The following is a 14339-nucleotide window of genomic DNA, read 5'->3' on the forward strand; positions in this document are numbered from 1 at the left end:
TGTAATTATGATTCTAACCGAATATACGTTCCCTTTCAACAAAAATTAATGGAAATAGAGAGAATAACAAGAAAAGCGGAGGCGGCTTGATCAGGTCCGACAAGCATAAGACGAATCCTCATAAAAGGCGCTCTTTGCCTTTTTTGTGGATTTGACTTATGACCTCGAGGGCCTAGCCGCCGGAGCTGGACATCAAGAAAAGCGGAGGCGGCTTGATCAGGCCCGACAAGCATAAGATGAATTGACCGGAAAGGCGTTCTTTGCCTTTTTGGTCAATTTAGCTTATGACCTCGAGGGACTAGCCCCTGGAGCTGGACATCAAGAAAAGCGGAGGCGGCTTGGTCAGGCGGATCATCACTATAATGCATTAAGAATACTTCAACTCATAACACAATAAAAAGACCAACATCATATTATGATGTTGGCCTACTCCTATACATACATCAGCCTCTCCCGGCTTGGAATCCTGGATATTTCGTCATGCCCCCATCAGCGATGAGGGTGGTTCCTGTAACATAACTTGCCTGCTCTGAAGCCAAAAAGGCTGCACAGGAAGCAATTTGCTCCGGTTCCCCGATATAGCCCATTGGAATGAGCTTTTCCACACCTTTTTTCTTTTCGGGATCGGAAAATTTCTCGGCATTGATGGGAGTATCAATGGCTCCGGGAGCAATATTGTTTACCCGGATTCCATCGGGTGCGAATTCTAATGCAAGACTCTCCATTAATAATTTCACACCACCCTTACTGGCCGCATAATGAGCAAAGTGAGGCCACGGTATGATTTCATGAACGGAAGAAACGTTGATGATCGACCCTTTGATATTATTATCAAGCATGTATTTCGCTGCTTCGCGGCACCCGAGAAAGGTCCCCGTCAGATTTGTGTTGATGACTCTCTGCCAATCTTCGAGTGAAAGATTCTCAGAGGGTACCTCATTCTCGATTCCTGCGTTGTTCACATAGATATCAAGGCGACCATATGTATCATGGGCCAATTTAACAAAGCCCTGAACATCTGCTTCTTTTGACACATCACCTTGAATGATGGAGGCTGTTCCCCCTGCTTCTTCGATTTCCCTTACTAGTTCTTCAGGATTTTCTTCTTCTTTAAAATAATTAATGACCACTTTACAGCCTTCACTGGCAAATCTTTTGGCAATCGCCTTTCCTATTCCAGTAGCAGCTCCGGTTATAACGACAACCTTCCCTGTTAGATCTGAATACATATCCATTCCTCCTTAATCTTTCGTAAAGCCTAATAGAACACCGCCAATAATGATAAGAACACACCCTGCAATGACGAGAAGGATTTGCTTCCTGGATTTCTTTTCACCTAAGAAAAACAAACCTCCAAGGGTAGAAATGACGATCCCTGTTTGAGATAGGGAGAAGCTCGTTGCCACCCCGATGCGTGGAAGCGCAAGCAGCAAGCCTAGATTCCCCGATGCCCACATCAGACCGGTCAAGATATTTCGTACCGTATATTTTGTAAAGGGCTTATGCCTGAACGTAATGACAACCGCCCCGATAAACATTCCAATCGCCTGGGGCAAAATCGCTTCCCATCCATTAATATCAAACCATCTTAAAATGACGACATAGGCTATGTATCCACAACTGGATAATAATAAAGTGAGTAGACCCTTTTTCAGTTGAGACCCTTCGTCTCCCTCGGATTTTTGTGTGAATGATGTTAATACCACACCAATGATCAGAGCTAAAACGGCACCGCTACCAAGGAGGATCGTTTCTGTCGTTTTCCATTCCTTAAACACTAAAACGCCAAAGAGAGTCGTTCCGATCAGCTGCATTCCCGTTGAAATCGGAACGGTTTTCGCAACTCCGATGAACTTTACACTCGCTAATTGATTGACTTGACCGACTGCCCAGAAGACGCCGGAAATGAAACCGATTCCCCATACAAATAACGTCAATTCCGGGGATTTGATAAAGAATACCCCTACCGCAAACAACAGTGACCCAATGGTGATCCCAACCGTTTGACTGTAGGCATTCCCTCCAAGCTTTACACTTACAAACACAAGGCTTCCCCATGCTACTGCGGGGATCAGGGCTAAAAGAATCCCTATCATACATCCACATCCTTTTTCCAACAATAATCATAGTTTTCCTCTGAAACGAACATTCTAGCCATTCATGACAGGAAAACCTACTTTTTCCACTCTCTGATGCATACCCTTATTTTGTCCGGTATAATCTCTGGGGTGAGGTGGAAATATGGATAATCAGCATGCGAGGAGAGAAGCACATGGGCAAATGAATACAATATGGCATTTCGTCCTTAATCAAAAATAGAGAAATTAGAGGTCTTAAAACAAAAATAAGAAAGCGCTGATTTATAATCAACGCTTTCTTATTTCTCATTTTGTAGAGGTATGTATCGGCACAATCACTCTTTCATTCTCGACATTCACAATGACGTGTACATCTCTGTCGATGGAAAGATCCTTGAATCGTAATGAATATAAACCGGTGGGATTTTTTTCAATGGACTGGATGACGACCTGTGAAAACCGGGGGTCTTTTACGACTAATCTGACGACGCTTCCCTCGGTTTTACTTTGTTGATCCGTCAGAAAAACCAATTGATCAGCGTCAGCTCTGCGGGGGTAGGACTCCTGGAGCTCACCGTCAAACGTCACATTCACTTTTTTACCCATCTCTATATCATCTTTATGCAATTTTTTATCTTTATCTGTCTTCAAGACGGTTTGGTCACTGAATGAAAACCACACATCATTAATAAGCACTTGATTGCCTTCAAGCTGGGTAACAAAGCCTATGAAATTTGCGCTGGCTTTTGATGAATTTACAGAGGTTGAAGGTCCACAACCGGTAAACAGAAAACAGAAACAAAGGATCAGAACAGTCAAACACTTCTTCATAGACTCCCCCCTTATTAGATTAGACGAATGAGAGCATGATTTGGTTTCACTATTTTTTGAAAAAAAGGTTATTTCCTACTTTTTCGACAAAAGATGGAAATATTTGATAGATAACGCTCCCCATATTCATCCATCGCGGCAGATTGATTTCCCTCCTATTTGTAAAAAGGGCTTCCACGACTTTTTGAGCGACATATGCCGGATTAAGCATAAACTTTTCTACATTCTTCACATACGTCCCGGATTCATCGGCAATGGAGAAAAAGTCTGTGGCGATCGGCCCGGGATTCACCGCAGTCACCCTCACACCGTACCTTTTCGCTTCCATCCTTAAACTGTTCGTATACCCCAGTACAGCATGCTTAGAGGCAGAGTACGCACTGGACTTTGGTGAAGCGAACTTACCTGCCTGAGAGGCAATGTTGATGATATGACCAGAACCTTGTTGGCGCATATAAGGAAGGACTTCCCCCGTACATGCCATAAGTCCAAGAACATTCACATCCATCATTCCCTTTACATCCTGGAATGACGTTTCGTGTGCTTCCTGGAATATTCCATAGCCTGCATTATTGATCAATGCATGAATCGCTCCGAAGTCCTCAAGGATGGTGTTGAAGGTGCGTGGGATTTCGTCGTAATCCGTTACATTTAACGGATACACTTCCACCTTACAAGTGTATTCGGTCATGAGCTTTTCTTTTAATGCTTCAAGGAGATGCACGCGACGTGCAATCAAGGCAAGATTGCCGCCGTTTTCTGCTACTTTAATGGCCATCTGTTCCCCGATTCCTCCAGAGGCACCGGTAATGACGATGGTTTTTCCTTGTATTCTTCTGTTCATGTCTGGTCCCATCTTTCTAGGCAAAATAATAATAGATTCCTTCATGCATTTCTTTCTTTATGTGATGAAGTGATTCAAGATAATCCAATTGTCCGATTGTTTCAGAGAGTGTCAGGCCAAGTTCCTTTTGATAGACGGAAGGAAATAGTGTCTTACAGATGTCGAATACGGTCAGACGGTTACCTTTGATCATTTCGAGTACACCGCGTGCTCTTTCATCCTGTTTCCCTAATCTCCTGGGAATTAATCCATGAACATCCGTAATATTGTCCCCATGACCGGTGTAGGCAAGGGAAATGGGAACATCCAATAACTTTTTCAAAGACACATTGTATTGCAGCAATGGCTTTGAACGTTCCAGCTCCCCTTCAAAAGGTGGTTCAATGAGAGGATTAGGGGAAATATTCGCAAGTATATGATCTCCAGCTATCAGAACACCATCACTCTCCCTGTAAAAAGACAAGTGACTCTGAGCATGCCCTAACGTTTCAATGATCGTCCAGTCTTCCATCCCGGGAATGAGGCCCCCTTCCTTAATTTGAATATCCAGTTTTCGGTTCCCCATATATTTCAGGGGACTCTTGAACTTATGGATTACTCGAAGATACTCTTGAGGTAAACCAGATTCAATACCCAATTGAAGGAAAAAGCGATCATACACTTCATGAAAATGGTCGTTGCGATCCAACCAAAACTTGTTATAGCGATGCCCATATATTTTGACCGTCGAAGAGAACCGATCAAGTAACCCTGCGTGATCGGGATGATGATGGGTCAGAACGATTTGTTCTATATCTTGAGGTGCATACCCCAAAAGGGATAATTGCTCGGTCAACTGTCCCCAGGCTGTGTCTGTAAGCGGCCCTGCATCCACCAATGTCAAAGCGTCCCCTTTCACCAAATAAATATTCACATCTCCAACGGCAAATGGAGTTGATAAAGTAATTTTTGCAATATCATTCACTAAGGTTGTCATAAATTCACCACATTCTTCATAATAAAAGGGTAGGCAGCCAAAACGACATGCCCTTCCCTTTCAGGCATTCATTTCTTTGATATTAATAAAAAATGAATGACCCTTCATTTAATAGTGTACATTTTTTCCTAACAAATGTCATTTTTAAAATGATTGAATATACTGAAATAAACACTTGACAGATAAGCAGTCTTTCTATGATAATCACCTATAATATACGTTTACTATTAAAAAGTCACCTTACATAACAATAATTGAAAAAGCGATGATAAAGAATAGTAATGAATAGATGATGTTAGAGATCGGTGCTCACCGGCTGAAAGGCACCGTCATCCCCTCTATTTGTGAACCTGCCTTTTGAGCGTCTTAAAGCAGAACGTTTTTCCAGCGTTACTTGGAAGTGAAGTGTGTTCATTTCAACCATTAAGGAATGAACAAAACAAGGTGGTACCACGGAAGCAGACCCTTTCGTCCTTTATGGATGAGAGGGTCTGCTATTTTTTTCAAAAAAATGGAGGAGGAATGAACGAATGAAGACATTGTTTATAGGAGCAGGGTCGATGGCTTACGCTTTAATGAGTGGAGCACTGAAAGCCGGGGTCCTGAAGAATGAAAACGTGCATGTAACCAATCGGTCCAACCAAGAGCGCTTAAACGAAATCGTGCACAAGTTCGGTGTGCGTCATGTGGAACATGATTCCCCATACGATGTCGTCATTCTGGCCATGAAGCCAAAAGACTTTCATGAAGCAGCAGATTCTATTAGGACCCACCTTACAAGGGATACGTTGGTCATTTCTGTTTTAGCAGGGATCACCATGGAACATATTAGCGACAAACTCTCCTTTAACGGAGCCATTGCAAGAGCCATGCCCAATACAAGTGCGGCCATGGGAAAATCAGCTACGGCAGTATCGTTCAACCGGTACCTTTCTGACTCCCAGAAAGAATGGACGACAACACTATTTCAATCCGTCGGAACAGCAGTTGAAGTAGAGGAAGAAAAATTAGACCTTATAACGGCTTTATCGGGCAGCGGCCCTGCTTATATTTATTATGTAGCTGAATTACTTAAGAACGCGGCAGTAGAGTTAGGTCTGCAGGAGGAACTCGCTAAAAGCCTCGTTACCCAAACGATAGCAGGGGCAAGTGCAATGCTTGAAGAATCCGGTTTGGAAGCCCGGGAATTAAGGAGAAACGTGACCAGTCCAGGTGGAACGACTGAGGCGGGGATCACCACATTAGAAGATTACCAGGTTAGAGATGCGTTTTTCCAATGTGTCTCATCTGCGAAAAGCCGTTCTGAAGTTCTTGGGAAGGAATTAAAAAAACAATCTTTAAAGAAATAAGGTGAAAACCCATCATCATTCGCAAATTTAAATTTCCATTGATACAATCAAAGCAAAAAAGAAGGTCGGCACAATGATTTTCCTACTCATTCTACTTTTCACTGTACTTGCAGTCTGGCTGGTTCTTACCATTGATGTGTGGAGGGGGGTATCAAAGCTATCTTCCATTCAAGACTTCTCCCATACAAATCAAGGACCACTCCTGTCTGTCATCGTACCGGCGAGAAACGAAGAAGAAACGATAACAGATAGCATACTGTCGCAGCTGAAACAGAACTATCACCAAATTGAATGGATCGTAGTCAATGATCGTTCATCAGATGGAACTCCTGAAAAGCTTGAAGCTTTGGCCAAACTGGATAAACGAATCAGTGTCCTTCATATCGACTCACTGGAACAGGGATGGCTGGGAAAAAATCAGGCATTATATAAAGGGTATCAAATGGCAAAAGGAGATCTCATCCTTTTCACCGATGCCGACGTCATCTTTAAAGACCCCACCATCTCATCCAGGGCGGTGTCCTTTCTACAATCTCAGCAACTGGACCACGTTACCCTGGCTCCTTATATTCGATCGGGTTCCTTTTGGCTAAAAAGCTTTGTGGCTTTTTTCTTATTCGGTTTCTCTTTTTATAAGAGACCCTGGAAAGCGAACGACCCCTCCTCTAAGACAGGTATGGGCATCGGAGCCTTCAACCTCATCACCCGGACGGCTTATGAGGAAATCGGTACTCACGAAGCAATTAAGCATATGCCCGATGATGATCTGCAGCTGGGGGTCCAGATAAAAAAACACCATAAGAGACAATTCTTCCTCACGGCCCTTCAGTCTCTGGAAGTGGAATGGTATCGATCCTTGAAAGAAGCCTTCAACGGATTGGAAAAAAATACATTTGCAGGCCTCCATTATTCCTTGCTTCTCGTTGTGTTTGCCATGTTTGGAGTCTTCTGCTCTACGGTACTCCCTTTTATCACGATTTTTTCAGCGTCACCCCCAATTCGAATCGTGAGTATGTTAATCATTTTATTCATTGGCATCACGTATTTCAAAGTCATAAAGCAGATGACAAATGAGTCTCCCCTTCTATTTCTTGCATTACCTGTAACATCCCTATTATTTATCTATTCCATCGGACGAGCTACGTTTTTAACCTTTAAACGAGGCGGAATCGAGTGGCGTGGAACGGTTTATTCATATAAGGAACTGAAGCAGAAAAGAAAGTAAAGCACATTTCTTTTCTAACAAAAAAGGTGTTGTTATAATTCATGTGCAGCACTGTTTAGCAACCCGAAATAAATACAACGTCATGGAAGGTGATCGGAAATGAACGCAAAGCTATTTCAACCATATTCACTTAAAGATGTAGAATTGAAGAACAGAATTGTAATGGCACCTATGTGCATGTATTCTTCTCATAACGAAGATGGAAAAGTCGAGAACTGGCATCGTACTCACTATACAAGCCGTGCAGTGGGTGGCGTCGGGCTCATCATTCAGGAAGCTACAGCTGTCACTCCCCAAGGAAGAATCTCCCCGCAAGATTTAGGGATTTGGGATGACGGGCATATTGAGGGATTAAGAGAATTAGTGGGATTAATCAAAGAACACGGTGCGAAGACAGGCATTCAGCTTGCTCATGCAGGAAGAAAGGCCGTTCTCGAAGGAGACATTCTTGCTCCATCTGCAATCCCGTTCAACGATGAGATGAAAACACCCGTCGAAATGACGGCGAATGATATTAAAGAGACCATCACTGCCTTCATCAAAGGAGCCGAAAGAGCGAAGAAAGCGGGCTTTGATGTGATTGAAATTCACGGGGCACATGGGTATCTCATCAACGAATTCCTGTCCCCGCTTTCTAATAAACGTACGGACGAATATGGCGGATCTGCTGAGAACCGCTACCGATTCCTTCGTGAAGTCATTGATGGGATTCAACAAATATGGGACGGACCTCTCCTTGTACGTGTTTCTGCGAAAGACTATAACGAAGAAGGATTGGACGTTGAAGACTATGTTGTGTTCGCCCAATGGATGAAGGAACAAGGAGTCGATTTGATCGATGTAAGCTCCGGTGCCGTCGTACCAGCACGGATTCCGGTGTTCCCTGGTTATCAGGTGAAGCTTGCTGAAACCATTAAAAAAGAAGCGAAGATTGATACAGGTGCAGTCGGGCTGATTACGACAGGTATACAAGCAGAAGAAATTCTGCGAAACGAGCGTGCCGACCTCGTCTTACTCGCACGTGAATTACTTCGTGACCCATACTGGCCAAGAACGGCGGCCAAGGAGCTTGGTGTAGAGATCGAAGCGCCTAAGCAGTACGATCGCGCCTGGTAAGAAATGTTTTGACAGACTTAAAGAGAGTTGCATGCCAACAGGCATGCAACTCTTATTTATTCATACACTTTTTGAACTTCATACCTGAACCCTAAACAACGGTAGTTTTGTTTTTGATACATCAATCTCGGTGTACCCTCTCCATCCGCTACCAGTATCACGGTTTTTTCTGGGAATTGTCTCATGACGAACTGTTGCAGTCTGCTCCCAATCCCCTTCTTTTGAAACGATTCATGAACCATGAGTCCATCGATTTCTGCTGTCTCGTCTTCAACGATCACATCGACGGATCCGGCCGGGGTCCCTTTATTGAAAGCGAGGACCTGCATCAAACGGGGATTTTGAAAATTCTTCTTATGCATGCCGACCTTTTGATTTGCAAAGGCTTCACCGTACTCTAAATCCTGCCTATATTGAAAAGACAGGTACGCATCCAATTCCCTGTCGGTCACCGCTTTCACTTCAATATCAGAATTATCGTCTATAGTAGGAAATTGACCAGGTTCTATACTGTATAGTTCATTAAATCCTGATTCATACCCTTCACTTGTAAAATAATCCATCAATTCCTCTGTTAGTTTTGTATCTTGGGGAAAATAAAATTTCACATGCTTTTGCCCTTTTGATTGATGATATTCTCTTAAAAAGTGAGCAGCATCTTTAAATTCAGCCAGGGTTGGATGTTTTTTGAATTCAAGAAAATTACTATCATACCTTGTTAACATTTCTGGAAAATGAATATGTTTATAGTGATCATTCTCACTTATTTCTTGTCCTGGATTATAAATATGGTCAAATGTGATTTCCTTCATTTTACTCCCCTTTTCCTCTATGAACTTACTCCCATACCCGTTGAACAGATGCAGCATCTTCTTCGACTTTTACTACAAATACATCAGGATTGGAAAGTGCAAACAGCTCATCATATCCGTATTTCTCATCAAACAATCTCAAAAGCAGCGTCGTTAAGTTTCCATGACTCACACACACCACATGACCTTCTTCTTTTTCTAAAATGTCTTCTATAAAAGACCTTGCTCTCCCCATTGCCTGGTCATTCGATTCTCCACCAGGTAAAACAAGTGAAAAGTCATCAAAGCTCTCCTTTAACTTTTCCATCCAATCAGGAAGTTCCCGATCACTTAACACTCTTTCTCCCAAGCGATCGTCTTCTTGAATCGTTAATCCGGACTGTTTGGCAAAGGGTGCTATCGTATCTATGGCTCTAACAAAAGGACTGGAATAAATCGCCTCAATCGATCGGTTTTCCAAAAATGCAGCCAATTCGACCGCTTGCTGTTTCCCTACTTCCGTTAACGGCGAATGAAAAGGCTGCCCCTCGGCTTTCGCATGGCGCACCAAATAAATTGTCTTCATTTGCTTCCCCTCACTTCTTTAAAGGTATTACATACTCCATGAAGTCTTTTGCGATATATGATTCTGGAAAAACGTCCCTTGCTTCCCCCTCCAATTCTTCCCATGACTCTTTTGCATATCGGGAGGAAATATGGGTTAAAAACAGCAATTTAGCCCCTGCTTCTAAAGCTGTCTCTGCTGCTTGCTTTGTCGTCGAATGGAAATACTCACGAGCCATTTCCTCCTGATCCCGATTGAAAGTCGCTTCATGAATGAGTACATCTGCTGACCTTCCTAAATCGACAGCATTTGAACAAACCCTGGTGTCTCCAAGAATCGTGACAACCCGTCCTGAAATCGAAGGTCCAAGAAAATCCTCTCCATTAACCTCTCGGCCGTCTTCCAGCTGGACGGTTTCCCCCAATTTTAATTTCTTATAGACCGGTCCTGGTTGAATACCTCTTTCCTGTAATTGATCAACTTGAAGGACACCCGGTTTATCTTTTTCAACCACACGGTATCCGAAAGTAGGCAGAGCATGATCCAGCTCCCTCGCCTCTACAATAAATCCTTCATCTTCAAAGATGGCCCCTTCCTCGATCTCAATCACTTCAAGGGGATATTGAAGATGCGTCCGGCTGACAGATAGAGACACGTGGATATACTCTTTGATTCCCTTAGGTCCATATACCGTAAGCCGGGACTCTCCACCTTGGAAGGAGCGGCTGCCTAATAATCCTGGCAGCCCATAAATATGATCCCCGTGTAAGTGGGTGATGAAAATCTTCTCTATTCTTCTCGGTTTCAAGCTAGTATGTAAAATTTGATGCTGCGTTGCTTCCCCACAATCAAAAAGCCAAACCGCACCGCGTTCTTCTAATAATTTCAAAGCAATACTGGTTACATTCCGGAGTTTAGCGGGTACTCCTGCCCCGGTTCCCAAAAATAATAATTCCAACTTATTCACTCCTATGATGAGCCATACTGCCATTATTTTAGCACATCCAACGATAATTTACCTTTCTCTCCCATCGTTCATACCGCGTTATCTCTCCCTGAAATACAAATGAGTAATAAGAAAGTGATTTAAAGCCAATATAATGACGTAGAGATTTTGAATAAAACGTTTTCATGTTTTTAATAAAGAAAGTCATCAGCATATAATTTGCTAATTGAACCATAAGTCTTTAAAATTAAGTAATTGTATAGGATATTAAATAAGAAGACATACATCAAACAAGCTAGCAACAAGATAAAGTGAGGTCATGACATTGAATAATTCAACTACACCATCATCTCTCATTACGATTTTTGGAGCCACTGGTGATTTAGCAAAAAGAAAGCTTTATCCATCTCTTTATCACTTGTTCCGTAAAGGGAAAATTTCGAAGCGTTTTGCCGTTGTAGGGGTAGCACGCCGTGAATGGTCGAATGAAGAGTTCCAGGAACACGTCAAAACATCGGTACATAAAGCGTTAGGCAGCAACGAAAACATAGATGAGTTTGTCTCTCATTTCTACTATCAGCCGAATGATGTTTCAAACAGTGACTCGTATAAAGAGTTGAAAAACCTTTCTGATGAACTGGATGCAGCATATGAATTAGAAGGAAATCGCATTTTCTACCTGGCGATGGCTCCTGAATTCTTCGGAACGATTACAGAGCAGTTGAAGAATCAAGGTGTAACCGATACAAACGGTTTCCAAAGACTGGTCATCGAAAAACCATTCGGTCACGACCTGCCTTCAGCCGAAAAACTGAATAGCCAGATCCGCGAATCGTTCTCTGAGGATCAAATTTACCGTATCGACCACTATCTCGGGAAAGAAATGGTTCAAAACATCGAAGTCATCCGCTTCGCGAATGCGATGTTTGAACCCTTATGGAACAACCGTTACATCTCCAATATCCAGGTCACTTCCTCTGAAGAGCTGGGTGTCGAAGATCGTGGGCGCTATTACGAAAAAAGTGGAGCTCTTCGCGATATGGTTCAAAACCATCTGCTTCAAATGGTTGCACTACTTGCCATGGAGCCCCCAATCAAATTGACGACAGACGAAATCCGCAGCGAGAAAGTTCGTGTATTACGATCCCTGCGTCCGTTTGAACATGAAGAAGTGAAAGATTATTTCGTGCGAGGTCAATATGGATCTGGTACATCCGGTAATCAGGATCTGCCGGGTTATCGCGAAGCAGACAACGTTGATGATCAATCCAATACCGAGACTTATGTTGCAGGAAAACTGATGATCGATAACTTCCGTTGGGCTGGGGTTCCGTTCTATATCCGCACAGGAAAGAGAATGGAAACAAAGTCAACGAAAATCGTCATCCAATTCAAAGATATTCCAATGAACCTGTATTACAATCCGGATAAGCCGCTTGCACCGAATTTATTGGTGATTCACATTCAGCCTGAAGAAGGAATTACCCTTCACTTAAACGTGAAAAAATCCGGACAAAACATTGAAACGACTCCAGTAAAGTTAAACTTTGCTAACACCAGTGTAGATGGGATGAACACGCCGGAAGCATACGAAAAGCTTCTATTCGATTGCCTGCGCGGGGATGCAACCAACTTCACTCATTGGGATGAAGTGAAGTTATCCTGGGCATTCGTCGATAAGATTTCTGAAGTATGGGAACATACACGTGACGGAGAATTCCCGAACTACGAAGCAGGATCAATGGGTCCGAAAGCAGCCGACAACCTGCTGGCTAAAGATGGCTTCTACTGGTGGCCAATTGCGAATCTAGACGTAGACCAATGCTAAGGAAGGTGTGGAAACAATGAAAATTTATGATGTAACAGCCCCAATCTTTAACGGAATGCCGGTTTATAAGAACAAACCGGAAAAACAACCTACCATCGACACAAATACGAATGGTCATGTAACAGAGTCGCGCATCTCAATGGATGTTCATACAGGAACACATGTTGATGCTCCACTTCACATGATCAACGACGGTGAAACAATCGAAACCATCGATATCGAACAGCTCGTTCGTCCCGTTAAAGTATTCGATCTGACAAAAGTAGATGAGAAAATCAGCCTGAAAGATATTGACGGATTAGAAATCGAAGAGAATGATTTCATCCTCTTTAAAACAAAAAATTCATGGGATACCGAATTCAACTTTGAATTCGTCTATGTAGCAGAAGATGCAGCAGCGTACCTTGCAGACAAGAAAATCTCAGGGGTTGGAATCGATGCACTTGGTATTGAAAGAGCCCAGGAAGGACACCCTACTCACCGCAGTTTAATGGGAAGTGGAGTCATCATCATGGAGGGACTTCAACTGAAAGACATTGAAGCTGGCCAATACTTCATGGTTGCCGCTCCACTAAAGATTGAAAACACCGATGCATCACCTGCTCGTGTGTTGTTGTTTGATGAATTGATAGGGTAAAATCCTAAAAGGACTCTCCAGTTTCCTGGAGAGTCCTTTTTCATATTTAGAGGTCTACCCATCTAACACAAAGGATCAAGCATTTCGAAGATAGAACGGTCATCTCTAAACTTCCCTAACGTAAGGCCAAAAACAGTCTTTTAATTCTAAGAATGATGCCTAACAGCTTGAGGGATTCATCCCTCAAGCTGTTGTGTTATTCCGTAATGTAGGTTTGGTGAGCTTACAATCCGGATAGTGAATGAAAGGAGCATAATACGAGAGCTTCTTCATGAAATAACATGCTTCAGGGAAATGATGCTCAAGAAACCGGAGTGTAGAATTATTCAGCACTTCGTCCTTCACATACATTTGAAGAACTTCCTCGACCAGCTTTATGAAAGCTACAACCTGTATTGAAACATCTTCCTCAAATCGGATTTGAGCCGGGAAACCAGGTTGTGTAAAGTGTAAATAACCTTTGAACATATCATTTTTCACCATGAATTGTGAAAACTGGACCATTAAAGCTCTCGCCCTTTCAATAAGATCAATTTCGGCGCTATCGAGTATATCAATTAACAAAGCCGCATGTCCCCGCTGGTCATCAAGCCACAAATCCAATAAATTCACAAGGGAAAGTGACTGATACTCATTCCCTTTCATGTAGCTCTTCAAAATTCGTAAGTATTCCCTATTCTCTGCCAATGTCCCATTCAAGTAGCTCGGGGACAAATTTAAGTTCACCTGATTGAATAGGCGTAAATGTAGAAGATGGCCTTCGAACGTATAATATTGGTAGGAGACATCCTGTGCCCATTCTGAAAGCTGAATCATTTCAGAAGCTGAAGGAGGCAAATTCCTTGGGAGTTTCTTCATTTCCTCCTCAACATTTCCAAACCACTCAATGTAATATTCCGCATGCTTGACCCATTTATCTTCTGTGGGGCTTAAATAATCACGAATAAAATAGGCATGATCTTTTAATATCCCCAACCAAAATTCATGTTCTGCCAGGGTGTAATCTTCTCAAATCCCATAGAACCTACCCCTTTCTTCCTATACTTAACTTTATTAAGTGAAAGAGGCCTTCATGCTTACAATAAAATGCATTGTTTATTAATTCCATCAATAGTTGAAGAACCATGCTTTTCTAAGTCTTATCATTCCAAGA

At 42.6% G+C, this 14339-nt stretch carries 14 protein-coding genes and 1 other annotated feature; of the genes, 5 read left to right on the forward strand and 9 right to left on the reverse strand.

Going from position 1 to position 14339, the window contains the following annotated elements; translation table 11 throughout:
* Positions 1–443 precede the first annotated feature (443 nt).
* The 5 genes from FZC88_RS15790 to FZC88_RS15810 all read right to left on the reverse strand — a co-directional run bounded on the left by FZC88_RS15790 (position 444) and on the right by FZC88_RS15810 (position 4729).
* The gene (locus FZC88_RS15790) at positions 444–1229 is read right to left on the reverse strand and encodes a glucose-1-dehydrogenase (protein ID WP_148995590.1); all 786 of its coding nucleotides are present in this window, start codon (positions 1227–1229) and stop codon (positions 444–446) included.
* 12 nt (positions 1230–1241) lie between these two features.
* Positions 1242–2093: a GRP family sugar transporter gene (locus tag FZC88_RS15795; protein WP_148995861.1), complete on the reverse strand. Its 852-nt coding sequence runs from the start codon at positions 2091–2093 to the stop codon at positions 1242–1244.
* A gap of 291 nt (positions 2094–2384) precedes the next feature.
* Positions 2385–2909, reverse strand: a complete 525-nt coding sequence (locus tag FZC88_RS15800) for a DUF3221 domain-containing protein (RefSeq protein WP_148969534.1) — start codon at positions 2907–2909, stop codon at positions 2385–2387.
* Between the two features lie 49 nt (positions 2910–2958).
* Positions 2959–3753, reverse strand: coding sequence for an SDR family NAD(P)-dependent oxidoreductase (locus tag FZC88_RS15805; RefSeq protein WP_148995591.1), 795 nt, complete (start codon positions 3751–3753; stop codon positions 2959–2961).
* 16 nt (positions 3754–3769) lie between these two features.
* Positions 3770–4729, reverse strand: coding sequence for an MBL fold metallo-hydrolase (locus FZC88_RS15810; RefSeq protein WP_148995592.1), 960 nt, complete (start codon positions 4727–4729; stop codon positions 3770–3772).
* 256 nt (positions 4730–4985) lie between these two features.
* Positions 4986–5208, forward strand: a binding site (T-box leader).
* Positions 5209–5259: 51 nt separating this feature from the next.
* On the opposite strand from FZC88_RS15810, the gene proC reads away from it, so the two are divergent.
* The 3 genes from proC (at position 5260) to namA (ending at position 8419) form a co-directional block, all read left to right on the forward strand.
* Positions 5260–6078 (forward strand): pyrroline-5-carboxylate reductase, encoded by an 819-nt coding sequence (gene proC, locus FZC88_RS15815; RefSeq protein WP_148969537.1) that lies wholly within the window; start codon positions 5260–5262, stop codon positions 6076–6078.
* A 73-nt stretch (positions 6079–6151) separates the two neighbouring features.
* Entirely contained in the window at positions 6152–7303 is a 1152-nt protein-coding gene (locus tag FZC88_RS15820; RefSeq protein WP_148995593.1) for a glycosyltransferase family 2 protein, read from the forward strand.
* Between the two features lie 99 nt (positions 7304–7402).
* On the forward strand, positions 7403–8419 hold the full coding sequence (namA, locus tag FZC88_RS15825; RefSeq protein ID WP_148969539.1) for an NADPH dehydrogenase NamA: 1017 nt from the start codon (positions 7403–7405) through the stop codon (positions 8417–8419).
* Between the two features lie 56 nt (positions 8420–8475).
* Here the strand turns inward: namA and FZC88_RS15830 are convergent, their stop codons facing one another.
* From FZC88_RS15830 to rnz, 3 genes are read right to left on the reverse strand one after another with little or no spacing between them, the layout of a single operon-like run.
* Positions 8476–9231, reverse strand: a complete 756-nt coding sequence (locus FZC88_RS15830) for a GNAT family N-acetyltransferase (RefSeq protein ID WP_148995594.1) — start codon at positions 9229–9231, stop codon at positions 8476–8478.
* A gap of 25 nt (positions 9232–9256) precedes the next feature.
* Entirely contained in the window at positions 9257–9796 is a 540-nt protein-coding gene (locus tag FZC88_RS15835) for a histidine phosphatase family protein (protein ID WP_148995595.1), read from the reverse strand.
* A gap of 10 nt (positions 9797–9806) precedes the next feature.
* Positions 9807–10733 (reverse strand): ribonuclease Z, encoded by a 927-nt coding sequence (gene rnz / locus FZC88_RS15840; protein ID WP_148995596.1) that lies wholly within the window; start codon positions 10731–10733, stop codon positions 9807–9809.
* A gap of 307 nt (positions 10734–11040) precedes the next feature.
* Here rnz and zwf point away from each other — a divergent pair, with 307 nt between their 5' ends.
* Together zwf and FZC88_RS15850 are read left to right on the forward strand one after the other, a co-directional pair.
* Positions 11041–12549 (forward strand): glucose-6-phosphate dehydrogenase, encoded by a 1509-nt coding sequence (gene zwf / locus FZC88_RS15845; protein WP_148995597.1) that lies wholly within the window; start codon positions 11041–11043, stop codon positions 12547–12549.
* A gap of 16 nt (positions 12550–12565) precedes the next feature.
* A complete protein-coding gene (locus tag FZC88_RS15850; protein ID WP_148969544.1) occupies positions 12566–13186 on the forward strand; it encodes a cyclase family protein in 621 nt (206 codons plus the stop codon).
* Between the two features lie 183 nt (positions 13187–13369).
* Here the strand turns inward: FZC88_RS15850 and FZC88_RS15855 are convergent, their stop codons facing one another.
* On the reverse strand, positions 13370–14182 hold the full coding sequence (locus tag FZC88_RS15855) for a DUF2935 domain-containing protein (protein WP_262371948.1): 813 nt from the start codon (positions 14180–14182) through the stop codon (positions 13370–13372).
* Positions 14183–14339 lie beyond the last annotated feature (157 nt).

The sequence above is a fragment of the Rossellomorea aquimaris genome (assembly GCF_008180865.1).
In the GTDB taxonomy this organism is placed as follows: Bacteria; Bacillota; Bacilli; order Bacillales; family Bacillaceae_B; genus Rossellomorea; species Rossellomorea yichunensis.